Origin of the sequence: Litchfieldia sinesaloumensis, from assembly GCF_900156865.1 — a bacterium.
Lineage (GTDB): Bacteria > Bacillota > Bacilli > Bacillales > Bacillaceae_L > Ferdinandcohnia > Ferdinandcohnia sinesaloumensis.
The window spans coordinates 3,048,252-3,072,507 of the sequence record NZ_LT732529.1 but is presented as its reverse complement, the minus strand read 5'-3'; the positions used below and the strand labels follow the sequence as shown (position 1 = coordinate 3,072,507).

Here is a 24,256-nt window from a genome sequence, read left to right as displayed (position 1 = left end):
GCTTCCTTTTTATTCGAATTACAGACTTTATTCCAGCCAGTTTCATTAGTCTGTAAAAGCGTTTGTGGTTGAATCGTTCATCTAGTTTTCTATTTATGGTCATCATCATTCTACGATAACCATAGATGCCTTCCACTTTTTCATGGATAGCTTTCATCTCTTTAATAATTACTTCATTCTGAAGTTCTCTTGCGGAAGGTGTACGCTTTAACCATTTATAGTAAGCTGCTCGTTATATACGAGCGATTTTACAAAGCATGATAATACTAAAATCTTCTTTCTCATGAAGTTCTTGAATTGCTAAATATGTATCTTCAAATCGGATTTCGCTTTCTAATTTTTTCAACTGAAGTTTGAAATTATCTTCTGGTGTTAATTCAGCTGCTTCCTTTTTCCTTCCACGCCCATCTTTAAGTGCTTCATCCCCAATAATTTCGTACTTCTTAACCCATTGGTATACTTGTTGATATGAGACCTTGAAGGTCTCGGCTGTTCTTCGAAAGTCTTTTCCGTTCCCCAAGCAATCAAGTACGATTTGAATCCGTTCATCCACAGTAGTTTTTCTGCCCTTAGTCATAGAGTTCGTCCTCCCCTTCGACGTATCCTTTAAATCTCTATGACTATTATACTTGTTAATCCATTTCCTGAGGACAGATTTATCTGATAAACCATACTTTCTAGTAACCTCACGTAAAGAATAATTACCTGAAAGATAATCATTTACAGCGTTTAGTTTAAGTTCATTAGTGTATGTTTTCCAGGTAGAGGACTTTTTAAGACCTTCTGTTCCATCTATATCGTATTTATATTTCCAATCAAGAATAGAAGATATACTCACCTTATACTTCTTAGCAAGCTCATTTAATGAATATGTGCCATCCTCCCATGCTTTAATGATCTCGTACTTATACTCTACAGTGAAAGCTCTTCTAGACATAAAAATACTCCCCTTAGTAGCCAGATTTATATTTTTTAATCTGCCTACCTAAAGGGGAGCATATCACTAAAGGTTATCAGGGTATTTTTAATTTCCAATAAATTTGTAGAAAAATATCTAAATATCTATTAAACAATTAAAAAACTTGTCGATATTAAATATGTAAAACAAATAAGTACAAAAGGCGGCCGACTTTCGTACCGTTTGTTAATCATTAAATTCCACAAGGACGTGGAATTACAAACATTCAAGGAGGAAAAAAGAAATGAGAATTAATCATAATATTGCAGCTCTGAACACATATCGTCAGTTAGGAAATGCAAACAATGCACAACAATCTTCAATGGAGAAATTATCTTCAGGTCTTCGTATTAATAAAGCTGGTGACGATGCAGCAGGTTTAGCAATATCTGAAAAAATGCGTGGACAAATTCGCGGATTGGATATGGCTTCTAAAAATGCACAGGATGGAATTTCTTTAATCCAAACTGCAGAAGGTGGATTAAACGAAGTTCATTCAATTCTACAGCGTATGAGAGAATTAGCAGTTCAATCTTCTAACGATACTAATGTTGAGGCTGATAGAACAGCACTTAATGATGAATTTGGACAATTAACTGAGGAACTTGATAGAATTAAGGAAAAGTCTACGTTTAACACGCAAGATTTATTTAAGGGTTCAGCAGGTAGTGCAAATTCAAGTGGTCAATTAGTATTACAAGTTGGAGCAAATATGAATGATACAATTACACTTGACCTTACAACATCTGGTGTGGATTTAGCTTCTATTATTACTACTGCAAGTGCTGCTTCAATTGGTTCTCAGGGAAGTGCTGCAGCAGCAATTGATAGTATTAATTCACTAATAGAAACTGTTTCTTCAGGACGTTCATACTTAGGTGCTATGCAAAATCGATTAGAGCATACTATCTCAAATCTTGATAACGCTTCTGAAAACCTAACTGCCGCTGAATCTCGTATCAGAGACGTCGATATGGCAAAAGAGATGATGGAGCAAACAAAAAATTCAATTCTTGCTCAGGCCTCTCAAGCTATGTTAGCTCAAGCAAACCAGCAACCACAAGGTGTTTTACAGTTATTACGATAAGATTAAAACCTATCTCTTTATTGGAGATAGGTTATTTAAAAAAGGGTCGTACAGCAAATTGTATACGACCTTTTTTTAAATAAGTACACAACCTAGGAGTGTTGACATATGAAACCATTCTTATCAATCTGTATGATAGTTAAAGATGAAGAAAAGGTATTAAAAAGATGTCTTGAATCAATTTGTGGAATAGCAGACGAAATAATTATTGCAGATACAGGTTCGATAGATAAAAGTAAAGAAATAGCAGCTAAATACACAGATATGGTCTTTGACTATAAATGGGAAGGTGATTTTTCAAAAGCAAGAAATTTTGCGGCATCCAAAGCTTCTGGAGATTGGATTCTTGTTATCGATGCGGATGAATTTGTAGACCGTGAAAACTTTATGGCGTTTAAAGATGATTTAAAACTTAATCCGCCAGATTTTAATATTTTAGCAGTTCAAATTGTGAATTTTGTTGGTCAAAATGGTAAAGACACTGCGTTGAATTTCCATGAAAGACTTTATATAAATGATGGAAAGATAAGCTACTATAGAAATATTCATGAGTTACTTAAACACAGAGATTCTAAGGAAAGTAAAGGCTATTCTAAATTTCAAATATATCATTCAGGCTATATGAAAAATGTTGTGAATGAAAAGGAAAAATCAAAACGAAACCTAAAGTTATTAATTAATAATAAAGTAAAAGAACCAATTGATTACTACTTTATGGGGAATGAGTATGATCAATTGGATGAATTGGACAAGGCCATTAAGTGTTATCAGAAAGCTTATAAATTAAAAGATGATATCAATAGGGACTGGGTGAAAAAACTATTATTAAGATTTGTTAATACTCTTCATAGGGCAAAAAGAGATAATGAGGCATTAGAAATTATTGATTCGTGCGAGAATATTTATCCAGGTCTTGTAGATTTTAAATTTTATAGAGGGAAAATTTACTTCGATAATGAACAATTTAGAAAGTCAGGAGAAGTATTTGAAAAAATTTTAGCTGAGAAACACCATTTGATAGCTGACTCTAGTCCTGACTTTTTAGAGTTTTTACCTAATAAGTATCTTGGCGAAATATATGAAAATGAGAATAGATTACACCTAGCAGTTAAAAGTTATAGTAAGGCATTATCTATTAACGATACGGATGACTATATCTGGATAAGATTAATTGGTTTACTTTCTAAACACTCTACATTAGAAGAACTAAGCGAGTTTTTAAATAATAATTTACTTAATAAGTCGAATATAACCGTAAAAAGAGTTATTAGTATTTTATTAAGTGTTCCAAATCTTGATGTCCAAAAGTTAACAAGGTCATTACTAGAGGATGAAAATCTGACAGAACTTGAAAATGAAGGGCTCTTTTTAAGAAATCTACTCTTAGATGGGGACACAGATGAAATTTTAACAATAATAAATCAAAAGTCGGAAAGTGAAATATTCACTTTATTGTCTACTGGGATATTTAATATAATTGATTTCATTATACTAATTTTAAAAACAAATAATGAGGGTTACAAAAAAATTATTCATAGTATAAAATTTAATAAGCCAATTAACAATCTGCTTTTACTTTTATTGGAAGAAAAGAAAAGCAATTTGTCTGTTTTTGAACAAGAGCTGTTTTTATTAATTTATAAGCAGTCTTATATATTAGGTGCTTCTTTAGTAATTGAGCAATTAGAAACAAAAGTACCTTATTTGAGTAGAGAAAATAGGAATAAATTAAATAAAATCAGAAGCGGAAAGATTATTTGAATAGTATCTAAAAAAATGGAGCTCAAAATATTATGAAGTTAAAGCAAAAAAAACAAATTTTAGACCTTTTGAAAACGCTAGAAGATGGTGTGAATTATGCGGATAGATATAAAAACAATCATTTAAATGCAGTTAAGATGCTCAATGATTGTGTAGAATGCTTAATGTTTATGGCCACATTGTTAAATGAAGAGAAGAAAGTATATAGACTTATTCTAAAATTAAAGGATATCCTCTATGCGTTGACTCTAAAAGTGGAAGACAGTGTGTTATTTCAATCAACTATATTTGAAACAAAGGTTTTACTAGTTGATGTTAGAGATTTGATAAGAGATGAAATAAAAACTGATTTAGAAATTGCATTTCTGCCTTATAAGGCATCAATGTGGGATTCTTTGGAAAGTATATATAGAGAAGCAGAAAAAGATCCAAATTGTACTTGCTTTGTTGTTCCGATTCCGTATTATGAAAAAAATTCATCAGGAGAAATTGTGAAATTTTGTTATGAAGGAAACCAATTTCCTGATGATGTCAATATAACGCTATTTGAAATGTATGATATTGAAAAGAGACAACCTGATATTATTTATATTCATAATCCATTTGACGAATATAACACCCTTACCATGGTTAACCCACGGTATTTTTCAAGTAACCTGGCACAGTATACCGATATGTTAGTATATGTACCGTATTATTTAGCTGGGAGTGCAGAAACGAAGGAATTCAATATTTTGCCACCTTTGCATAATGCAACCAAATTGGTTGTCCAATCTCAAGCCTCTAAAGACTCTTATATTGTGAGTGGGATGAACACCGATAAACTGTTAAATTTAGGATCGCCTAAATTAGATGCTATGCTCAATATTTTGAGCGAACCTAATAAGGTCGATATTCCGTATTTGTTAAGAAAAATTCCGAAAAATAGTAAGGTTATTCTATATAGCACAGGTATTTTTGACTTACTTTCTATTAATACATGGATTGACAACTTAGAAGAAAATCTTAACTATTTTACTAATAAGACGGAATGTACTTTTATTTGGCGGCCACATCCGCTTACTGAAAGAACTTTTAAAACTATGCGATCTCATTTATTAAAAAAATACAAAGAAATAGAAGAGAAAGCCAAAAAGGCTTCGAACATTATTATAGATCAAAGTGAGGATATCTATCCTGCAGTTTTAAAATCCGATGGCTTAATTAGTGATTATAGTTCAGTAATGCTTCAATACATTTTAACTGGGAAACCAGTTCTAGCCTATTTAAATGACGATATGGTTCGAGAAGACCGTTATTATTTGTCTGATTACTTAGGCTGTTATTTAAATAAAGATACTTCTCTATATCAATTTATTGAAATGGTGAAATCTGGAGAAGATTCAAAAAGAAGTGAACGTATTAATAGATTTAAGAATAGCGTTAGCAATTCAGATGGTTCATGTGGACTAATGATCCATCAAAAAATCAAGAATGAATTGTTGGCAAATCTTTTTTAAAAACCGAGAAAGGTGTCGCTAACATGTACTACATTAACCCGAATATTAAGAATTTATATAGACACTCGTATAGTGAAAGTCGAAAGAACTACATTCGTTTAGATATGAATGAAAATCCTGAAGGTTTGCCCCTTGATTTTTTTACAGAGGTAATGAATAGTATCACACCAGAATATATAGCGATGTATCCTGAATTCCTCCCTGTGATTAATAAATTATCTAAATATATAGAGTGTGATCCTAATCAATTATGGATAACGAATGGTTCCGATGATGCAATTAGATTATTATTTGAGGTTTTTGGGGAACCTGGAAAAAAAGTAGTATCGGTATACCCGAGTTTCGAAATGTATTCTGTCTATACTCAAATGTATGGTATGGTTCATTCAGCTGTGAATTACAATGGAGAATTTGAGGTCAATTTGAGTGCATTCTTAAGTGCTATTGATGAAAATACAGGTATTGTTGTTGTATTTAATCCTAATAGCCCAATTGGAAGACCCTGGGAAGAAAATGAAGTTAAATCAATCCTCGAAAAAGCAAAAGAAAATAATGCTATTGTAGTTATTGATGAAGCATACCATTATTTTTTACCTTCAACATTTTTACCACTTATCGAAGGATACGATCATGTAATAGTAATGCGTACATTTTCTAAATTACTTTCCATTGCAGGAACTAGAATTGGATATGTTGTTTCAAATCCTGAAATAATAAGTATGTTAAAAAAGGGAAGGTCAACCTATCCAGTAAATTCGTTTGCCATTAAATTTGCTGAAAAGCTCATAGAAAACAGCAATATAATTGAAGAACTTGTATATAAAGAGAAACACGGAAGAGGATTTTTGTTAGATAAACTTAATGAAAATAATTACACGTATCATTATAACAATGGTAATTATGTATTAATTAAAACTAAAAATAACCCTATACAGGTTTATGAAAAATTGAAGGCTGAAAATATTTTAATTAAAACGTATAATCACCCTGTTTTATCTAATTGGATAAGAGTAACAACAGGAAGCCGGGATATAATGAGCACTTTCTGGAAAGTGTTTGAAAAGGCAGATGAGTAAATTATAGTTACTATCAAAAGAAGGAGTTCAAAATGAAAGCCATCTTACTAGCAGCTGGTAAAGGAACGAGAATCTCAAGAATGATTGAAGATATTCCAAAAAGTATCTTATCTATAGATGGCATTCCTTTACTCAGAAGAACCGTTTTAATGTTATTAGAAAGGGATATAAAGCCAGTAGTCTGTGTTGGATATCGTGATGATAAGATTTATCATGCATTAGAAGGTCTGGATATTACGTATTATTACAATCCTTTTTATAACATAACTAATAGTATTGCTTCTCTCTGGTTTGCTAGGGGGGAACTTACTGAAGATGTAATTATTATGAACGGGGATGTTTATTTCGAAGAGGATTTACTTGACTTAACTATAAAAACTACAAAGGATTGTGCTTTGTTGGTAGACACAACAAGAACAACTATTGGTGATTATTTTCTCAAATTAGAAAATGGATTTATTACAAAATTCGGAAAAGATTTACCACTAATTGAACGCAGTTGTGAATATGTTGGGGTTGGAAAAATCAGTAATAACTTTATTGAAGAGTTTCGTAATAAATTAGAAGACTTAATACAAGACCAGCAACATCAACTATGGTGGGAGAATGTATTATATTCACTTGTAGAGGAAAAGAGGATAGATACATTAGATATAGAAGGAAAGTTTTGGGCGGAAATAGATTATTTTGATGATTATGAACGAATATTAGCACATGTAACTGAAAATAAAGAACAGATAACAAATAGAGGTTAGGTTATGAAGCAAGGTATAGATTATATAAAACTTAACGAAGAACAACTAAAAAAATTACATGCTGATTTATTAATATTACTTTTAGAAGTAGATAGAATATGTAAAAGGTATGATATTCAATACTTTTTATCTTATGGAACACTGATTGGAGCAATAAGGCATAATGGTTTTATACCCTGGGATGATGACATAGATATTCAAATGCTTAGAAAAGACTACGAAAAATTTACTGAAGTATGTAAAAGTGAATTGGATACTTCAAGATTTTTTTGGCAAAGTCAGAAAACTGATATTAATTATAATTGGGTTTATGGGAAATTAAGATTAAAAAATACATCCTATATACGTGCTGGACAAGAACACATTAAACAAAATGATGGTATATTTTTAGACATTCTACCGTTAGATAATATAACTTCGAATAAGTTTAAACAAGCTTTACTTGTGTTTATCTGTAAAGTTTGCAGAAAAATATTGTGGTCACAAGTTGGAAAAAAGAATGCAAGAAGTTTATTTGGAAAAGTATTGTATAAAGTGTTATCTTTTATACCACGAAAGGTTCCTATACTAATTTTTGAGTACTTTGCTAAATTTGACAACAAAAAGGAGTCGAGTTTTCTAGTAAGTCATAATACCTTTGGTCAAATTTATAAGCAAGAATGGTATTCTAAGGCAATATGGGTTCAGTATGAAGGACATGCCTTTCGGGCACCTATAGGATATGATGAAATTTTGTCTATGGTCTATGGTGACTATATGACATTGCCAGCAGTAGAAAAAAGACATGGCCATTGTTATGCTTCGAGTATCAAATTTTTGGATGGACAGAAATTGAGTTTGAACAAATAGGGAAATCAAAGAGGAATAATTGATGAAAAGAATTTTTTCGAAAAACATTCATATTGATCATAACAGTATAAAAGAATTCTATAAAAAAAGAGCTTTGGATAAGGTCTCTATTGATATAGATGCACCAGTAGTATTATGCGGTGACAAAGATAAAGATAAAATTGAAGCATGGACTAGCTTTGAGTTAAAAAATCGTATACCACTGTTACATTTAGATAGCGAGAGTAATGTACTTGAAGTTGGATGTGGGACTGGCCGCATATCTAAATATATTACTCCTAAAGTAAATAGTTATGTTGGTAATGATTATGTTAAGGAGTTCATTGACATAATAAAATATCGGTCTGACATTGTGAAGAAAGATAAAACATTTTTTATTCACTCCTCAATACAAGATTTAACCTATTATATTGATAAATTGCCTATTAGAAAAAAGTTTAATCGTTTTGTTATATCAGGTGGAGTACTGATGTACGTAAATGATGATGAGTTAGAGGAGTCACTTGGTAAACTTATCGAATTGTTTGATGACGAATGTATCCTATATATATCAGAGCCAATTGCTCTAGATAAAAGATTAACTTTAGATAAATTTTATTCTGAAAACCTAGAAAGTGAGTACAGTGCAATATACAGAACTGAAGAAGAATACCTCGAAATTTTTAATGTTTTTTTAAAAAAAGGCTTTGAGTTAAAGGTGAGTGAAGAGTTTTTTTATGAGGATATTAAAGCTCAAAAGGAAACGAAACAATGGTTTTTTATATTGCAGAGGAAAACAAAATGAGAAGTAACTACAATTTGTCGTTAATAAGTTTTTACTCTTTGTAGAATTTATTATTCTCTATGATTGGAGAACTATAGACAAGCAAATTCGAATTTATTTGATACAAATTAACCAATTATGGGGGAAGAAATGAGTAACGAATGGAGATATTTATTCGATCTTGATGGCACTATAACAAAGAAAGAAATATTGCCTGTTTTAGCTAAAGAGGTAGGGCTATATGATGAAATTCAAAAGTTAACAGAAGATACTATAAGGGGAATTATACCATTTCATGAAAGCTTTTTAAAACGAGTGGAATTGTTAAAAGCAATTCCCATAGAATTGGTTCAGGAAATTATCACTAATGTACCGCTTAATGAAAAAATAATTCAGTTTATTGAGGAAAATAGAGAAAACTGCTATATTGTGACTGGTAATTTAGATGTTTGGGTAAACCCTCTTTGTAGAAAGATAGGAGTTAAAAGTTATACATCTAAAGCAGAAGTAGATAATGGTTTAATTACAAAAGTGACTGAGGTCCTTGAAAAGGGACGTATCGTAAAAAAGTTTACTGGAAAAATTGTTGCAATTGGAGAAGGACATAACGATGCGGAAATGATTAAAGAAGCAACTATTGGATTAGCTTATGGTGGTGTACACTCTCCTGCGAATTCAGTATTGGCTTGTGCTAGTCATGCTATCTATGAGGAGGACGAATTATGTCGGTTTCTAAGACAGTTGTTATAAACTGTGCTGGGGTAGGTTCACGATTAGGACTTGGGATAACGAAAGCATTAATTGAGGTTGAAGGAAAGACTCTTATTGAATGGCAGTTGGAAATGCTTAGGGAAGTAAGTGATGTTCGAATAGTAGTAGGCTATCAATCTTCTCAAGTTATAGAGCAAGTATTAAAAATAAGGAAAAACGTAACCTTTGTCTTTAATCATGATTATTTAACTACTGGGACCGCTGCCAGTCTATCACTCGGAGCCAAATATGCAAAGGGATTAGTAATTTCCCTAGATGGTGATTTATTAATACACCCAGACGATTTTCAATTATTTTTAGATTCAAAGGATGAGTGTATTGGATACTGTATACCTACCACAGAAGATCCCGTATTGGTAAATATTACCCGAAATAAAATTGGTGAATTGGTAACTGAATTTTCACGTGAAAGCGGAGAGTATGAATGGTCTGGGCTTGTGCAAATAAATTCTGAAAAGCTAAAGACGGGAACTAGACATGTATATCATGTTTTAGAACCACACCTACCAATAAAAGCCGTTCCGGTCCGTTGTCAAGAAATAGACACTCCTTCAGATTATTATGCAGCAATAAATTGGGTCAAAGGTAACTTGACTTCAACTGTAAAAATATAATATCAAGTAATGATGTTGAGCTGAAATTGGAGGGGAAGTAATGTTAGATAAAGAAAAGATAGATAGCTTTTTTGAGAGAAGAACTGAAATATCAAACCCAAATATTGCAACACATTATAAGGAAGATGACACAATTCAGTTTGATATAGCTTTAATAGATAAATATATAGATTCATCATCAACAGTACTTGATTTGGGGTGCGGACCAGGAAGAATAACCAATCTTTTAGAGCCTAAAGTTTTCTATATTAAGGCAGTTGATAAGCAAAAAGCATTTTTAGAGTACTGTACTAATTCTCCAAAAGTTGAAACTGTTGAATCTGAGTTAACAGAGTTTAATGATGATAGCAAATATAACGTTATTTTACTATTTGGTATTATGAATTATTTTGATGATGAGGATGTAAAGAAAATTTACAAAAATTGTTTTAGTATGCTAAAAAACAATGGAGTTATTATTGTAAAACATGCCTCTGGTATAAATAAAGATGTTATTGTAGATAAATATTCTGAACAGATTGGCGATTGGTATCACGCAATCTATAGGCATGTTGTGAGGGATGATAAATTATTAAGACAATCTGGATTTGAACCAAATATAATAGATATTTATCCCGAGAGATTAAATCCATGGGAAAATACACATTACTATGCTTTTGTTGCAAAAAAGAAATCATATTAATTTCTTATTATTGAAAATAAACATACTGGTTTATTATGATACAAATGTATTTAGTTAGGCTTTAAATTGTAACTCTATCGTATGTTTGCTAATAGTCAATTTAACTAAATATGCGATTGTGTGTAAGTCTGGAAATAATTAGGGTACGTGATACCTAATTATTTCCCCAATGTATCGTGATTCCTCAATCCTTATTCCATCTTTCCTCAAAAAATCACTCCAGCATATTAAGATATTAATCTCGCCTCCGATATAAATATTAAAGACCCGTTTGTTTTTAGGAGGAATCAAAATGTCCTTAGATAAAATCTCTTCTAATACAGCGACGAACTTCAACACAGACTATATCCAACAAAAAAAAACATATGTAAATGTAATCAAAGGGGATAATGTAATAATCCCACAACAGATTGTGAATCAAAATGAAAAACTTGACCTAAAAGAGAATGTCCAACAGGTTATCAACAGCTTAAATGAATTTTTAGGGTCGAACAATACTTCTTTAAAGTTTGAATTACATGATGAACTGAATGAATACTACGTGACCATTGTAAACAATGAGACGCATGAAGTTGTACGTGAAATTCCATCTAAGAAAATTCTAGATATTTATGCTGCGATGACGGAGTTTTTAGGATTTGTCGTAGATAAAAAGATTTAAAGGCGGTGAGCACCAATGAATATGCGAATTGGTGGATTAGCAAGTGGAATGGATATCGATAGTATTGTAAAAGATTTGATGAAGGCCGAAAGAATTCCACTCAATAAACTGAATCGACAAAAGCAGATTCTGGAATGGCAACGTGATGATTACCGTAGTATGAATTCTCTACTACTTTCGTTACGGGACTTATCATTCAATATGAAACTTTCTTCTACGTATCGTGCGAAGAATACAACTATTTCAAATGATAGTAAAGTAACAGCAACTGCAAGTGCTGCGGCCGGAAATGTATCCTATACCCTTTCTAAAGTAGAACAGCTTGCAACAGCAGCAACAAAGGTGAATGCCGGAAGTATTACAAATGATGGGCAGAAGCTGAATACGAATGCTAGTATTTGGAGTCAGCAGGATACTTTTAAAAATACAAGTTTTGACTGGAAGCAAGGTGGACTTGCAAAAGAAACAAAAACTATCGCTGATCCTACAAATCAAGTAGCGATTAGTAAAACAAATATTAAAGTAGATGCAGAATCAATTAAAAATATGCAAGTTAAAGTAAACGGAAAATCCTATACAGTGTATACTGATGCATTTCCAGTTGATGACCCTAATGTAAAAAATAGTGTCCATTTAGCTTCAGACGGTACTCTTACATTTTCTGAAACTCTGGCCAAAGGAAGCAAGGTTTCGGTTGATTATTTTATCGAGAGCTATACACAAGAAATCACTGTACCAAAACCTTCCGACACCGCTGCTAATCCTAATACTACTTTTCAGCTTTCAAAGAGTTCTCTTTCGACAGATGGGATGTCGGTTAAGGTAACATCTAAAGATGGCGGTGAAACAGGATATACAGTTATTACCTCGGCTAGTGAATGGGAAGGGATGTCTGATAAAGCAGGACATGTTCTCATGGATCTTGAAACTGGCAAGCTCACATTTTCAGAGTCATTAGAAGAAGGAGATAAAATCAAGGCGGACTACAAACAAAACTATTTTTCATTTGGACTCGAAACATATAACGAAAATGGAGAAGCGGTTAAGGAGAAATTTTCGGTGGAAGGTTCAAGCTCTTTTACGAGTATTATAAACCGTATTAGTAGTTCAACTGTTGGTGTGAACGCATTCTATGATGATTATACTGGGCAGGTAACCCTGACCCGTTCCAAAACAGGGGACTTTAACAAAGCTGGTGCGGAAATCAAGGTTTTCGGAGACTTTTTAAATAACGTATTACGTTTTCAAACAACAAATAGCAATGGTGAAATTGTAGATGTTGATGAAAAAGGTGGGGAAAACGCGAAGTTTGTCATTAATGGCCTTGAAACTCAACGTCTATCAAATAGTTTTACGATTAATGGTGTAAGCTTTACATTAAAGGATACCTTCGATTCAACAGACCCATCTAAGAACGATGCACCTGTGACTGTTGGGGTCACAACAAATACAGATACAGTGGTCGATAATATCGTAAACTTTGTTGAAAAATATAATGAAACGATTCAAAAAATCAATGAGAAATTGAATGAAGAGCGCTTCCGTAGTTATCAGCCACTATCAAGTGAGGAACGTGAAGCTTTATCTGATAGAGAAGCCGAACTTTGGGAGGAAAAGGCAAAGAGTGGTTTAATTCGTCGCGATTCTACCCTATCAAGCGGTTTAAATCAATTTCGAATGGATTTGTATACTCCTGTTACTAATCTTTCAACCGACTCAACCTTCAATCAACTTGCGAGCATTGGGATAAAAACCACTGCTAATTACTTAGATCGTGGAAAGCTTGAGATTGATAAGGCAAAACTTAAAGAAGCGATTGAAACGGATCCGGATGCGGTAGAAAAACTCTTTGCAGCAGAAGGAAGTACTTATGCCGAAAAAGGACTCGTGAACCGTTTGTATGATAGCTTAACAGCCACAATGGACAAGGTTAATGAAAGAGCGGGTAAAAATACTTGGACCTCACAACAGTATACGATTGGGAAAAATCTAGATAGAATCGATGATAGTATCGACCGCTTCGAAGATCGTCTCATTAAAATTGAAGACCGCTACTGGCGTCAATTCACTGCTATGGAAAAAGCAATTTCACGAGCAAACCAACAATCTGCATACTTAATGCAAAACTTTTTCAGTTAATATAAGGAGTGTAACGTAAATGGCAATCGGAAATCCATATCAAGCATATCAATCAAACTCAGTTACAACAGCGTCACCAGGTGAGCTTACGTTAATGCTCTATAATGGGTGTATTAAATTCATTAAACTTGGTCGCCAAGCGATTGAGGAAAATAATATAGAAGTCAAAAATATAAATCTGCAAAAAGCGCAAAATATTGTCCGTGAGTTCATGGTTACGTTAAACATGGATGTGGACGTATCCAAAAACATGATGGCGATGTATGACTATATGAACCGTCGTCTGATGGAAGCGAATCTTAAAAATGATGTAGCTATCTTAGATGAGGTAGAAGGACTTGTTACTGACTTCCGCGACACATGGAAGCAAGTCATCCAACAAAATCGCCAGCGTCAACACGGCCAAGGTGGACAAATCTAGTGAATCCGGTCATCAGCATGTACCGCATTACAAAGGAGCTACACAGCTTGTTATCTGAGTCTATTCAACAGGAGAATCGTGATGAGGTTATTGAAAAAGTTACGAGTCTCCTCGATGAACGAGAGGAGTTACTCCCTAAAGTGAAGGCTCCTTTCACAGACGAAGAACGAAAACTTGGCGCTGAAATTGTCCGAATGAACACATTCATCGATGATCAAATGGAAACTCTCAAAAAGGAGATTCAACAGGACATCGCGAACCAGAAAAAGCGTAAGACAACGTCAACGAAATACATCAATCCTTATCAATCAGCCCCGGCTGATGGGATGTTTTTTGATAAGAAGAAGTAACAAAAGGGCAGCGAGTGAAACACGTAATGTATTTCCACTCGCTGCTTTCTTTTAGTTTTATAGCTCTAAACGATTAAACGCCCCAACACCAGCCTCTGCCACCTGTACATCATGAGGAACAGTACTTCCACTCACTCCAACTGCCCCTACTACTTTTCCATCAACAACTAGAGGGATCCCGCCACCGAACACGACAAGGCGTCCGTTATTAGTCGTGTTCAAGCCATATAGGTCAGCTGCAGGAACTGTTGCATCAGCTAAGTTTGCTGAAGGCATTTTTAAGGCTACGGATGTCCACGCCTTGTTTTGTGCAATATCGATGCTTGCTAACCATGCATCATCCATACGGTGAGTCGCAATCAGGTTTCCACCTTCATCGACAACCGAAATCACCATGGCAACTCCAATTTTATTTGCTTCTTCTTCCGCACCTGCTATCACTTTTTTCGCTATATCTAATGTGATTTTACTCATATAAATAAGCCTCCTTATTTTTTCGTTTTATTTATCTAAGTATTCCATGAGGGTCAATGACAAACTTCTTGGATGCTCCTTGATCGAATTCAGCATATGCCGCTGGGGCTTGATCTAAGGAAATTAATGTTGCATTCACGGCTTTTGCAATTTGCGCTCTTCCACTTAGAATTGCCATCATTAAGTCACGGTGATATTGCATGACTGGTGTTTGCCCCGTCACAAATGTATGAGCTTTAGCCCATCCAAGTCCTAAACGAACCTTCAGAGTACCGATTTTCGCGTCTGCATCAACTGCACCTGGGTCACCTGTTACATATAGTCCTGGAATACCTAGGCGTCCTCCTGCACGTGTAACCTCCATAATCGAGTTTAGTACAGTAGCGGGTGCTTCACCTACCCCAGCACCATGACCGTGAGCTTCAAAGCCGACACAGTCAATGGCACAATCAACTTCAGGAATTCCTAAAATCTGCTCGATTTGCTCCCCTAAATCGGGATGTTCTCTAAGATTGACAGTCTCACAGCCGAAGCTCCGAGCTTGTGCAAGTCGTTCACTATTTAAGTCACCAACGATTACAACAGAGGCTCCTAGAAGTTGAGCAGAGTGGGCGGCAGCTAAGCCGACTGGACCCGCGCCTGCGACATATACGGTCGAACCAGGTTTCACACCAGCACTCACCGCCCCGTGGTAACCTGTTGGAAAAATATCAGAAAGCATCGTTAAATCTAGAATCTTTTCTAATGCTTGATCTTTGTCTGGAAATTTCAACAATTGAAAGTCTGCGTAAGGCACCATGACATACTCGGATTGACCACCAACCCAGCCTCCCATGTCTACATATCCGTATGCAGAGCCAGGACGATCTGGGTTCACATTTTCACAAATATGAGTGTTTTGTTCTTTACAGCTTCGGCAACGGCCACATGCAATGTTAAATGGAACGGATACTAGGTCTCCTTTTTTAATAAATTCGACGTCGCGTCCGACTTCAATGACCTCACCTGTAATCTCATGACCGAGAACAAGTCCTTCAGGAGCCGTTGTCCTACCACGAACCATGTGCTGGTCACTACCACAAATATTCGTTGTAATGACTTTTAAAATGACACCATGTTCACATTTACGACCGACATTTAATGGATTCACTCCTGGTCCGTCTCTGAGAATTAAGTCTGGATAGCTAATATCCTCAATACCTACACGTCCTGGACCTTTGTACACTACAGCTCTGTTTCCTGCCATTCTTCCTTCCTCCAATCATGTACCTTAAATATGAGACCTGTGTTTCGATAGACTTTTTTGAAATTTTTCTATCTTACTTTTATTCTAAAAAATAAACCTTTTCTTTGGAAGAACGCACTATTTTGTGAGAAGATTACCTAAAGGATACTATTGACCAAGGGAGGGCTTAGTTGTACATGGATGATTTAAGGCGGGAAGTACGGAAGAAGCTTGAGAATGGCGAATTTAATTGTGAAAAGGAATTGACGCTATCCATCATAAGTGGCAAATGGAAAATTACCATTATTTATTTTCTTGGAACAGAGGGTACTTTACGTTTTAGTGAAATTAAAAAGCTATTTCCCAAAATCACTCATAAGGTGCTAACAACCCAGGTTAGAGAATTAGAGGAAGACGGTGTTGTTCACCGGAAGGTATTCCCGGAGGTGCCTCCACGAGTGGAGTATTCATTAACCGAACTAGGTCAAAGCTTAATGCCAATTGTGTTAATGATGTATGATTGGGGAAAGCAAAATCTAACATCCTTCACAAAATAGGAACTTTCGGCTGTCTTAGGAAACTTTATTGATTTTGAAATGGCTTCTACAATTGTCACCTCTGATGATTGGAGCGCATGGCACGAGACTCCTGCGGGAATAGCGAGCTAAGCGAGACCCCACAGCGAGGTACGAGCGAGGAGGCTTGCAGATCGCCCGCGGAAAGCGAGTGCCAGGAGCGGAAATCATACCCCTGTGAAATAACAACAACCTTTAAATATCTTTACTTAAAAACCCAAATTATGGACATACTACTAATGAAGAATTCTTCAAAGCAAATCTCATCTTAGAATCCACACAAGAACCATTCATAACTCACCATAGACATGCATATATTTCTACACCTACACATATTGTTTACAAATTTACAATTAGCGGATCGAACTTGAATAAGAGAATCTAGTTTTGGTAGGGCACCAAACCTGTCCTTTTGACCAAACCGTACCTTATTCACTTGTTTACAAATTCACAATTTCTTCATATTTCCTTAAAGAAAAAGCAGGAATTGGGGAGGTGTGTGTAGAATTAGTACATATAACCTTAAATTAAACAGGGTTATATTGTTACACAGGTTGGATACCCTAAAAAGGGTCTTGGCTGTGTCCAATGCATTAGCAGAGACTGGCACTTGCTAGTCGAGTTAAAAGGAGGAGTTCATGTATGAATTACAACGTTCGTGGTGAAAACATTGAGGTAACTCCAGCTTTACGGGAGTATGTTGAGAAGAAGTTAGGTAAGCTTGAACGCTATTTCGACGGCACTCCAGATGCAAACGTAAATGTTAACTTAAAAGTAAATAATGCAAAGGATCAAAAAATAGAAGTTACGATTCCAATGCCACAGCTCGTGCTTCGTGCAGAGGAGTCTAATGAAGATATGTATGCTGCGATTGACCTTGTAGGCGAAAAGCTTGAGCGTCAAATCCGCAAGCATAAAACGAAAGTCAACCGAAAGCTACGTGAAAAAGGTTCTACTAAAACAATGTTTGCTAACGGTGGTGCTACAACAGCAACTGCTGTTCAAGATATTGAGGATGAAGATTACGAGTTAGTTCGTACAAAGCGTTTTGATTTGAAACCGATGGACAGTGAAGAAGCCATTTTACAAATGAACATGCTTGGTCACAACTTCTTCGTTTTCACAAATGCTGAAACGAACACAACCAATGTCGTGTATCGCCGTAAGGACGGTAAATACGGGATTATTGAACCAAGTTAAATAAAAAATGACTAGAGTGCAGTCTGAATCTTCAGGCTGCCTCTTTTTCATGTTTGTCTAGTTTTATGAGCCGTGTCCTTTTATTTGTCGAATCCACTCAAATCACGAAACCCGATAATATTTTACCCTTGTCCTATTTAGTGGTAAAATGTAAGATATACTAATTTACATAATATACGAATTTACGATAGAGGAGCGTACATAATGCTTGGAATTTTAAATAAGGTTTTTGATCCAAACAAACGCACACTTAAGCGCTTAGAATCACTTGCTGATAAAATTGAGGCACTTCATCCTCAGATGGAAAAGCTTTCTGATGAAGCCCTTCGCAACAAAACCGAAGAGTTCAAGGAACGATATCAAAAAGGTGAGAAACTGGATGACATACTAGTTGAAGCTTTCGCTGTTGTTCGCGAGGGTGCTAAACGTGTGTTGGGTCTCCATCCGTACCGCGTGCAGCTCATGGGGGGAATCGCCCTTCATGAAGGAAATATTTCTGAGATGAAAACAGGGGAAGGTAAAACTTTAACTTCCACGATGCCTGTTTATTTGAATGCGATCACTGGTAAAGGTGTTCACGTTGTCACAGTCAACGAATACTTAGCAAGTCGTGATGCGCACGAGATGGGTCAGCTTTATGAGTTTCTAGGCCTTTCTGTTGGGTTGAACCTAAACTCAATGTCTCGTGAAGAAAAAATTGAAGCATACCGCGCTGATGTGACTTACGGTACGAACAATGAATTTGGTTTCGACTATCTGCGTGATAACATGGTCCTTTATAAGGAACAAATGGTACAGCGTCCGCTTTATTTTGCTGTAATTGACGAGGTTGACTCGATCTTAATTGATGAGGCGCGTACACCATTAATTATTTCTGGTTCTGCTCAAAAATCAGCGGCACTTTATATTCAAGCAAATGGATTTGTGAACACTCTTAAAAAAGAAGAAGATTACACCTATGATGAAAAAACAAAAGGTGTTCAATTGACGGAAGAAGGGATCTCAAAGGCTGAGCGAGTATTTGGCATTGAGAACCTCTTTGATATTGGAAATGTGACGTTGATTCACCATATCAATCAAGCATTAAAAGCGAATGCAAGTATGCATCGTGACATTGACTATGTCGTTGAAGAAGACCAAATCGTCATCGTTGACCAATTCACTGGTCGTCTGATGAAAGGTCGTCGTTATAGTGAAGGCCTTCACCAAGCGATTGAGGCGAAGGAAGGCGTGGAAATTCAGAATGAAAGTATGACGCTTGCGACCATTACGTTCCAGAACTACTTCCGTATGTACGAGAAGCTTTCTGGTATGACAGGTACGGCGAAGACTGAGGAAGAGGAATTCCGCAATATTTACAATATGAATGTTGTTGTAATTCCGACGAACCGTCCGATTGCTCGTGATGACCGTCCGGATTTAATTTATAAATCCATCGAAGGTAAGTTCCGTGCAGTAGCAGAAGATATTGCAGAGCGTAACGCGAAGGGACAACCTGTCTTAGTGGGTACGGTTGCGATTGAAACATCTGAAATCATTTCAAAGTTCCTAACGAAAAAAGGAATTAAGCATAATGTCTTGAACGCGAAAAACCATGCGCGTGAGGCAGAAATTATTGAAAATGCTGGACAACAGGGTGCTGTTACGATTGCAACAAACATGGCTGGTCGTGGTACTGACATCAAGCTAGGCGAAGGTGTTAAGGAAGTCGGTGGACTTGCGGTTATTGGTACAGAGCGCCATGAGAGCCGTCGTATTGACAACCAGCTTCGTGGACGTTCTGGTCGTCAAGGAGACCCAGGTGTGACACAGTTCTATCTTTCAATGGAAGATGAACTGATGCGTCGTTTCGGTTCTGACAATATGAAAAATATGATGGAGCGCCTTGGCATGGACGATTCCCAGCCAATTCAAAGTAAAATGGTCTCCAGAGCCGTTGAATCTGCTCAAAAACGTGTTGAGGGTAATAACTTTGACGCACGTAAACAACTTTTACAATATGACGATGTGCTTCGTCAGCAACGTGAGGTTATTTATAAGCAACGTTTCGAAGTCCTTGATTCCGAGAACCTTCGTGATGTTGTCGAAAATATGATTAAGTCTTCACTAGAGCGGGTTGTTAATGCTCATACACCTAAGGATGAGGTTGAGGAAGACTGGAACTACAAAGGAATCGTTGATTATGTGAATGCGAACCTTCTAAATGAGGGTGACATTTCTGAGAACGACCTTCGTGGTAAAGAGCCTGAAGAAATATCAGAGCTTATTCTTGAAAAGATTAAACAGCGCTATGATGAAAAAGAGGCACAAATTGAGCCAGAACAAATGCGTGAATTTGAGCGTGTGGTTGTGCTTCGTTCTGTGGATAGCAAGTGGATGGACCATATTGACCAAATGGATCAGCTTCGTCAAGGTATCCATTTACGTGCCTACGGTCAAACCGATCCACTTCGCGAATATCAATTCGAAGGCTTTGCGATGTTTGAAAACATGATTGCTTCTATTGAAGACGATGTGGCGAAGTTTGTTATGAAGGCGCAAATCCGCAACAACCTACAACGTGAAGAAGTCGCGAAAGGCCAAGCTGTCCAACCAAAAGAAGGCGGCGAAGAAAAGCCTAAAAAGCGTCCAGTCACAAAATCAGTTGACATCGGCCGTAACGACCCATGCTACTGCGGCAGCGGTAAAAAATTCAAAAACTGCCACGGGAAATAAGGGCAGTACAATATAGGTAAGAGGTGAGAGTCCGCTCTCACCTTTTCTTTCGAAAAAAACGGGACTAATCTAGAAAAGAGGAACATCGACTAACGACCGCCACGTCCTGTGGCGAACGTCGATGTCAGCACGTCCTGTGCAAGTCAAGCACAAGACAAGCACTGACAGAAGGCGCCTCTTGCCTTCCGAAGGGATTGGCTTGTGACCTCGAGCCGATGGCACCTGGAGCTAGACATTGAAAACTAAGTATAGTATTTTTAAATTTCATTATCTAACAAAAAAATGAGTAAGATAATAAAGTAGAAATCTATAGACAAACATCTTGGAGGAAAATAGGTATGGAATTAGTAGAGATTAAGCATGAACTAGATAAAATGGCTAAGAAATTAGCGGGTTTCAGGGGGTCTCTTTGACTTAGAGGCCAAACAAGCGCGTATTACCGAGCTTGACGAAATCATGTCAATGCCAGACTTTTGGAACGATCAAAATGCTGCGCAAACGGTAATCAACGAAGGAAATGCATTGAAGGATCAGGTAAATGAATTTGTGAGCTTGAATGATTCTTATGAAAATCTAGAGTTAACGTACCAGCTCGTAAAGGAAGAGCCAGACGAAGATTTGCAAGCTGAACTTGATGAAGAGATTCAAGAGCTTTCAAAGCGTTTAAACGAATTTGAGTTACAGCTTTTATTAAGCGAGCCACATGATAAAAATAATGCGATTTTAGAGCTTCACCCTGGAGCGGGTGGCACAGAGTCACAGGATTGGGGCTCAATGCTTCTTCGTATGTACACACGTTGGGCTGAGAAAAAGGGCTTCAAGGTTGAGACAATGGATTATCTACCTGGTGACGAAGCTGGAATTAAGAGTGTTACTCTATTAATTAAAGGCCACAATGCCTATGGGTATTTGAAGGCTGAAAAAGGAGTACACCGTTTAGTTCGTATTTCGCCGTTTGATTCATCAGGTCGTCGTCACACGTCATTTGTTTCTTGTGAGGTTATGCCAGAGTTTAACGATGACATCGAAATTGACATACGAAGTGAAGATTTAAAAATCGATACGTACCGAGCAAGTGGTGCAGGGGGTCAGCATATCAATACGACTGACTCAGCTGTTCGTATTACTCACTTGCCAACAAATACAGTTGTAACGTGTCAAACGGAACGTTCCCAAATCAAAAACCGCGAACAGGCAATGAAAATGTTAAAGTCGAAGTTGTATCAATTAGAAATTGAAAAGCAACAAGCTGAACTTGATGAAATCCGCGGTGAGCAAAAAGAAATCGGTTGGGGAAGCCAAATCCGTTCCTACGTTTTCCACCCATATTCCATGGTCAAAGACCATCGTACAAGTGTAGAGGTAGGGAATACTGGAAGTGTCATGGATGGCGAAATTGACCTATTTATTGATGCGTATCTAAGATCGAAGTTGAATTAATATGTGAGGGGCAGCCTGCGGGTTGCCCCTTTAGTTTATTTTAAGAACGTGATCATCCTTCTGACTTGTGTTCAGATAAACTTTATATTCATTTTCAAGTTCACTCAATGTCAGTTCATAAAGATGCTTATTATCCTTTTTATAAATGCCTTGTTTAATTAGGATGTTAATGATTTCTTTCTTTTTAAACTGAACAGCGTGGCGAAGAAGCTCTCCCATTTTTATCACCTCTCTTCTTGAAAAAGTCCTACGGTGTCATTATAGGTAAGCATACTCTAAAAATTTGTCACATTATCTGCAATTACCAACTCTTAACAAATTGTTAACCTTTTTTAATATGAAGAGATATTTGTAATGAATATTAAACTTTTGAACTGAAAATTTCCTTTTATACCCAGTATTAACATTCGCGAAATAGTAGTAAAGTTATAAAAGTGTATAACTATATTGGAGGAACATCATCATGAAAGAAACAGCATTTGGTATGGAAGATTTAATTAGAGAGGATATTTTGAGGAAAAATAAGCTAGTCGCAATTGTGACGCTTATCTCCGTCCTTTTAGCAACTACAATAGATATTGCTATTAAGCAGCCCATTGAAGTCATTTTGACGATTATCTTTGGAGGTTTTGCCTTTTTAGCCGTGCTTTGTCTACTTATCTATAAAAAAATACTTATAAAACAAACGTCGTACATTGCAATTGTTGGACTTACGGTCCTACTTTATGCGGTGATGTCTGCATCACCGTCAGCGCCAGTCTTACTCTTGCCGGTGTACGTAATTACAACAGCTGCAATCTATAGTGATCGTTTTATCTTACTTTTTAGTGTTGTTTGTTCTGTTTTATTGAGCATCATTTATTTTATAACACATCATGACATGCTGAACTATACACCTGAAATCATCATTGCATTTTACATGATATTTGCGATTGTTGTGACTACATTGCTTTTCCAGTCCATTGTTACAACACGTTTGTCTCGAGGTATTTTGGACTATCATACAAAAACAGAAGATCTGTTACACACGCGTCAACAACAGGCCGTTCAACTAGAAACGAGCACGTACACGATTGGAGAAAATATCACCAATATCCGTCGTCAGGGCGAGGAACAAATGCATTCCTTTAATGAGATGACGATTGCCGTGTCTGAGATTGCAACTGGAATGAATACTCAAAATGAAGCAGCCATGACCATCACTGAAGCGATTGAAGAACTCAACAAGTCCATTCAGGAGCTTGTGCAGGGATCAACTCACCTAAGCAATCAGACCGAAAGTGCAAATCAAGCGGCTGATAATGGAAATGATACAATCGATCAATTATTGGTTACAATTACAAATTTCCAAGCCTCCGTCAAATCTATGTCTGACACCATGAATCAATTGGTTGAGAAAATTAATGAGACAAATACGTTTACGAATCGTATCCAAGAAATTGCTTCACAAACGAATCTACTTGCATTGAATGCATCGATTGAAGCTGCCCGTGCAGGTGAAAGTGGTAAGGGCTTTGCAGTAGTGGCAAGTGAAATTCGTAAACTATCAGAAGTGACTTCAAATACTGCAAACCTTATTTCTGAAAATCTAAAGGAAGTAAATAACCGGACCACAATTACACAGCACCAGATGACTGAAAATGCACAAAAAATGGATGAGAGTGTCCAGTATACAAAAGACACCAAATCTGTCTTTACGGCAATCGATCAAACCGTTTCTGAATTAAATGAAGCAGTTAAGCATTTTGAAAAAGTGGCGGGTCTTATTGGAAATTCATCTGTTTCAATTGAGACATCTGTCGGTGAGCTGGCTGCGATTATTGAGGAATCATCCGCATCTCTAGAAGAAATATCAGCATCACTTGAAACACAAAACTCTCAAATGCAGCACCTCGTTTCGTATGTTAAAAACACAGACGAGGCAACCGAAGAATTAACACAGATTTTTAAAGAAAAAGAATAGAGTTTACTAGAGCGGCTACATGGTGAGTCGCTCTTTTTTTGCGAACATAGCCCTCAAACAAGCGTTTGTTTGACCCGCAAAATTCAGTTCAAACAAACGCTTGTTTGAAATCCAAAACCCTTGGTGCTGTAGGGTTAAAAGGCTAAACAAACGTTTGATTGAATCAAGAAAGTAGGGTGAAACACCGAAGGACGTTAATCCACTTTCCTGAACCACCCGAAATGCTAATGTAACCTCAAACCTCACAAATTCAAAGAGTGACAGTTAAAATTGACCAT

At 36.3% G+C, this 24,256-nt stretch carries 24 protein-coding genes; 19 read left to right on the top strand and 5 right to left on the bottom strand.

The window, feature by feature from the left end:
• Together CZ490_RS23110 and CZ490_RS15235 are read right to left on the bottom strand one after the other, a co-directional pair.
• Window positions 1-166: IS3 family transposase (locus tag CZ490_RS23110; RefSeq protein WP_407639813.1), on the bottom strand; the 166-nt coding region annotated here is incomplete at its 3' end.
• A 66-nt stretch (window positions 167-232) separates the two neighbouring features.
• Window positions 233-937, bottom strand: coding sequence for a helix-turn-helix domain-containing protein (locus tag CZ490_RS15235; protein WP_077619692.1), 705 nt, complete (start codon window positions 935-937; stop codon window positions 233-235).
• 265 nt (window positions 938-1,202) lie between these two features.
• On the opposite strand from CZ490_RS15235, the gene CZ490_RS15230 reads away from it, so the two are divergent.
• The 14 genes from CZ490_RS15230 to fliT all read left to right on the top strand — a co-directional run bounded on the left by CZ490_RS15230 (window position 1,203) and on the right by fliT (window position 14,386).
• Window positions 1,203-2,045 carry a flagellin N-terminal helical domain-containing protein gene (locus CZ490_RS15230; RefSeq protein WP_077619691.1) on the top strand — a complete coding sequence of 281 codons (843 nt, stop codon included), beginning with the start codon at window positions 1,203-1,205 and terminating at the stop codon, window positions 2,043-2,045.
• Between the two features lie 108 nt (window positions 2,046-2,153).
• Window positions 2,154-3,806 (top strand): tetratricopeptide repeat-containing glycosyltransferase family 2 protein, encoded by a 1,653-nt coding sequence (locus tag CZ490_RS15225; protein WP_077619690.1) that lies wholly within the window; start codon window positions 2,154-2,156, stop codon window positions 3,804-3,806.
• Between the two features lie 32 nt (window positions 3,807-3,838).
• Window positions 3,839-5,305, top strand: coding sequence for a CDP-glycerol glycerophosphotransferase family protein (locus tag CZ490_RS15220; RefSeq protein WP_077619689.1), 1,467 nt, complete (start codon window positions 3,839-3,841; stop codon window positions 5,303-5,305).
• A 104-nt stretch (window positions 5,306-5,409) separates the two neighbouring features.
• Complete coding sequence (locus CZ490_RS15215; RefSeq protein ID WP_159439964.1) at window positions 5,410-6,381, top strand: pyridoxal phosphate-dependent aminotransferase; 972 nt, start codon at window positions 5,410-5,412, stop codon at window positions 6,379-6,381.
• A gap of 32 nt (window positions 6,382-6,413) precedes the next feature.
• Entirely contained in the window at window positions 6,414-7,136 is a 723-nt protein-coding gene (locus CZ490_RS15210) for a phosphocholine cytidylyltransferase family protein (RefSeq protein ID WP_077619687.1), read from the top strand.
• 3 nt (window positions 7,137-7,139) lie between these two features.
• Entirely contained in the window at window positions 7,140-7,985 is an 846-nt protein-coding gene (locus CZ490_RS15205) for a LicD family protein (RefSeq protein ID WP_077619686.1), read from the top strand.
• A gap of 22 nt (window positions 7,986-8,007) precedes the next feature.
• The gene (locus tag CZ490_RS15200; protein WP_077619685.1) at window positions 8,008-8,769 is read left to right on the top strand and encodes a methyltransferase domain-containing protein; all 762 of its coding nucleotides are present in this window, start codon (window positions 8,008-8,010) and stop codon (window positions 8,767-8,769) included.
• A gap of 117 nt (window positions 8,770-8,886) precedes the next feature.
• Window positions 8,887-9,498 (top strand): HAD-IB family phosphatase, encoded by a 612-nt coding sequence (locus CZ490_RS15195; RefSeq protein WP_234987244.1) that lies wholly within the window; start codon window positions 8,887-8,889, stop codon window positions 9,496-9,498.
• Complete coding sequence (locus tag CZ490_RS15190; RefSeq protein ID WP_077619683.1) at window positions 9,471-10,133, top strand: NTP transferase domain-containing protein; 663 nt, start codon at window positions 9,471-9,473, stop codon at window positions 10,131-10,133. The genes CZ490_RS15195 and CZ490_RS15190 overlap by 28 nt, the downstream gene beginning before the upstream one ends.
• Window positions 10,134-10,173: 40 nt before the next feature.
• Window positions 10,174-10,815 carry a class I SAM-dependent methyltransferase gene (locus CZ490_RS15185; RefSeq protein WP_077619682.1) on the top strand — a complete coding sequence of 214 codons (642 nt, stop codon included), beginning with the start codon at window positions 10,174-10,176 and terminating at the stop codon, window positions 10,813-10,815.
• A 292-nt stretch (window positions 10,816-11,107) separates the two neighbouring features.
• Entirely contained in the window at window positions 11,108-11,476 is a 369-nt protein-coding gene (gene flaG / locus CZ490_RS15180; protein ID WP_077619681.1) for a flagellar protein FlaG, read from the top strand.
• 15 nt (window positions 11,477-11,491) lie between these two features.
• A complete protein-coding gene (gene fliD, locus CZ490_RS15175; protein ID WP_077619680.1) occupies window positions 11,492-13,615 on the top strand; it encodes a flagellar filament capping protein FliD in 2,124 nt (707 codons plus the stop codon).
• Between the two features lie 19 nt (window positions 13,616-13,634).
• A complete protein-coding gene (fliS, locus tag CZ490_RS15170) occupies window positions 13,635-14,036 on the top strand; it encodes a flagellar export chaperone FliS (protein WP_077619679.1) in 402 nt (133 codons plus the stop codon).
• Window positions 14,036-14,386, top strand: a complete 351-nt coding sequence (gene fliT, locus CZ490_RS15165; protein ID WP_077619678.1) for a flagellar protein FliT — start codon at window positions 14,036-14,038, stop codon at window positions 14,384-14,386. The genes fliS and fliT overlap by 1 nt, the downstream gene beginning before the upstream one ends.
• A gap of 57 nt (window positions 14,387-14,443) precedes the next feature.
• On the opposite strand, the gene CZ490_RS15160 is transcribed toward fliT, so the two are convergent.
• Window positions 14,444-14,860 carry a GlcG/HbpS family heme-binding protein gene (locus tag CZ490_RS15160; RefSeq protein WP_077619677.1) on the bottom strand — a complete coding sequence of 139 codons (417 nt, stop codon included), beginning with the start codon at window positions 14,858-14,860 and terminating at the stop codon, window positions 14,444-14,446.
• Window positions 14,861-14,891: 31 nt separating this feature from the next.
• The gene (fdhA, locus tag CZ490_RS15155; protein WP_077619676.1) at window positions 14,892-16,106 is read right to left on the bottom strand and encodes a formaldehyde dehydrogenase, glutathione-independent; all 1,215 of its coding nucleotides are present in this window, start codon (window positions 16,104-16,106) and stop codon (window positions 14,892-14,894) included.
• A 176-nt stretch (window positions 16,107-16,282) separates the two neighbouring features.
• Between fdhA and CZ490_RS15150 the strand changes: the two genes are divergently transcribed.
• From CZ490_RS15150 to prfB, 4 genes are all read left to right on the top strand, one after another.
• Window positions 16,283-16,642 carry a winged helix-turn-helix transcriptional regulator gene (locus CZ490_RS15150; RefSeq protein ID WP_077619675.1) on the top strand — a complete coding sequence of 120 codons (360 nt, stop codon included), beginning with the start codon at window positions 16,283-16,285 and terminating at the stop codon, window positions 16,640-16,642.
• A gap of 660 nt (window positions 16,643-17,302) precedes the next feature.
• Window positions 17,303-17,860 (top strand): ribosome hibernation-promoting factor, HPF/YfiA family, encoded by a 558-nt coding sequence (gene hpf, locus CZ490_RS15145; RefSeq protein WP_077619674.1) that lies wholly within the window; start codon window positions 17,303-17,305, stop codon window positions 17,858-17,860.
• Window positions 17,861-18,064: 204 nt separating this feature from the next.
• Window positions 18,065-20,575 (top strand): preprotein translocase subunit SecA, encoded by a 2,511-nt coding sequence (gene secA / locus CZ490_RS15140; protein ID WP_077619673.1) that lies wholly within the window; start codon window positions 18,065-18,067, stop codon window positions 20,573-20,575.
• Between the two features lie 338 nt (window positions 20,576-20,913).
• A protein-coding gene (gene prfB, locus CZ490_RS15135) for a peptide chain release factor 2 (RefSeq protein WP_142255387.1) occupies window positions 20,914-22,015 on the top strand; the annotation gives its coding sequence in 2 pieces (ribosomal slippage) (window positions 20,914-20,985 and window positions 20,987-22,015; 1,101 coding nt in all).
• 30 nt (window positions 22,016-22,045) lie between these two features.
• Here prfB and CZ490_RS15130 read toward each other — a convergent pair.
• Window positions 22,046-22,234, bottom strand: a complete 189-nt coding sequence (locus CZ490_RS15130; RefSeq protein ID WP_077619671.1) for a Fur-regulated basic protein FbpA — start codon at window positions 22,232-22,234, stop codon at window positions 22,046-22,048.
• A gap of 244 nt (window positions 22,235-22,478) precedes the next feature.
• On the opposite strand from CZ490_RS15130, the gene CZ490_RS15125 reads away from it, so the two are divergent.
• A complete protein-coding gene (locus CZ490_RS15125; RefSeq protein WP_077619670.1) occupies window positions 22,479-23,978 on the top strand; it encodes a methyl-accepting chemotaxis protein in 1,500 nt (499 codons plus the stop codon).
• The last annotated feature ends 278 nt before the right edge of the window (window positions 23,979-24,256 follow it).

What these genes read in the sequence shown, in the direction of transcription:
- CZ490_RS15235 (WP_077619692.1), bottom strand. Translation starts at nt 937, where the DNA reads ATGTCTAGAAGAGCTTTCACTGTAGAGTATAAGTACGAGATCATTAAA.
- CZ490_RS15230 (WP_077619691.1), top strand. Translation starts at nt 1,203, where the DNA reads ATGAGAATTAATCATAATATTGCAGCTCTGAACACATATCGTCAGTTA.
- CZ490_RS15225 (WP_077619690.1), top strand. Translation starts at nt 2,154, where the DNA reads ATGAAACCATTCTTATCAATCTGTATGATAGTTAAAGATGAAGAAAAG.
- CZ490_RS15220 (WP_077619689.1), top strand. Translation starts at nt 3,839, where the DNA reads ATGAAGTTAAAGCAAAAAAAACAAATTTTAGACCTTTTGAAAACGCTA.
- CZ490_RS15215 (WP_159439964.1), top strand. Translation starts at nt 5,410, where the DNA reads ATGAATGAAAATCCTGAAGGTTTGCCCCTTGATTTTTTTACAGAGGTA.
- CZ490_RS15210 (WP_077619687.1), top strand. Translation starts at nt 6,414, where the DNA reads ATGAAAGCCATCTTACTAGCAGCTGGTAAAGGAACGAGAATCTCAAGA.
- CZ490_RS15205 (WP_077619686.1), top strand. Translation starts at nt 7,140, where the DNA reads ATGAAGCAAGGTATAGATTATATAAAACTTAACGAAGAACAACTAAAA.
- CZ490_RS15200 (WP_077619685.1), top strand. Translation starts at nt 8,008, where the DNA reads ATGAAAAGAATTTTTTCGAAAAACATTCATATTGATCATAACAGTATA.
- CZ490_RS15195 (WP_234987244.1), top strand. Translation starts at nt 8,887, where the DNA reads ATGGGGGAAGAAATGAGTAACGAATGGAGATATTTATTCGATCTTGAT.
- CZ490_RS15190 (WP_077619683.1), top strand. Translation starts at nt 9,471, where the DNA reads ATGTCGGTTTCTAAGACAGTTGTTATAAACTGTGCTGGGGTAGGTTCA.
- CZ490_RS15185 (WP_077619682.1), top strand. Translation starts at nt 10,174, where the DNA reads ATGTTAGATAAAGAAAAGATAGATAGCTTTTTTGAGAGAAGAACTGAA.
- flaG (WP_077619681.1), top strand. Translation starts at nt 11,108, where the DNA reads ATGTCCTTAGATAAAATCTCTTCTAATACAGCGACGAACTTCAACACA.
- fliD (WP_077619680.1), top strand. Translation starts at nt 11,492, where the DNA reads ATGAATATGCGAATTGGTGGATTAGCAAGTGGAATGGATATCGATAGT.
- fliS (WP_077619679.1), top strand. Translation starts at nt 13,635, where the DNA reads ATGGCAATCGGAAATCCATATCAAGCATATCAATCAAACTCAGTTACA.
- CZ490_RS15160 (WP_077619677.1), bottom strand. Translation starts at nt 14,860, where the DNA reads ATGAGTAAAATCACATTAGATATAGCGAAAAAAGTGATAGCAGGTGCG.
- fdhA (WP_077619676.1), bottom strand. Translation starts at nt 16,106, where the DNA reads ATGGCAGGAAACAGAGCTGTAGTGTACAAAGGTCCAGGACGTGTAGGT.
- CZ490_RS15150 (WP_077619675.1), top strand. Translation starts at nt 16,283, where the DNA reads ATGGATGATTTAAGGCGGGAAGTACGGAAGAAGCTTGAGAATGGCGAA.
- hpf (WP_077619674.1), top strand. Translation starts at nt 17,303, where the DNA reads ATGAATTACAACGTTCGTGGTGAAAACATTGAGGTAACTCCAGCTTTA.
- secA (WP_077619673.1), top strand. Translation starts at nt 18,065, where the DNA reads ATGCTTGGAATTTTAAATAAGGTTTTTGATCCAAACAAACGCACACTT.
- CZ490_RS15130 (WP_077619671.1), bottom strand. Translation starts at nt 22,234, where the DNA reads ATGGGAGAGCTTCTTCGCCACGCTGTTCAGTTTAAAAAGAAAGAAATC.
- CZ490_RS15125 (WP_077619670.1), top strand. Translation starts at nt 22,479, where the DNA reads ATGAAAGAAACAGCATTTGGTATGGAAGATTTAATTAGAGAGGATATT.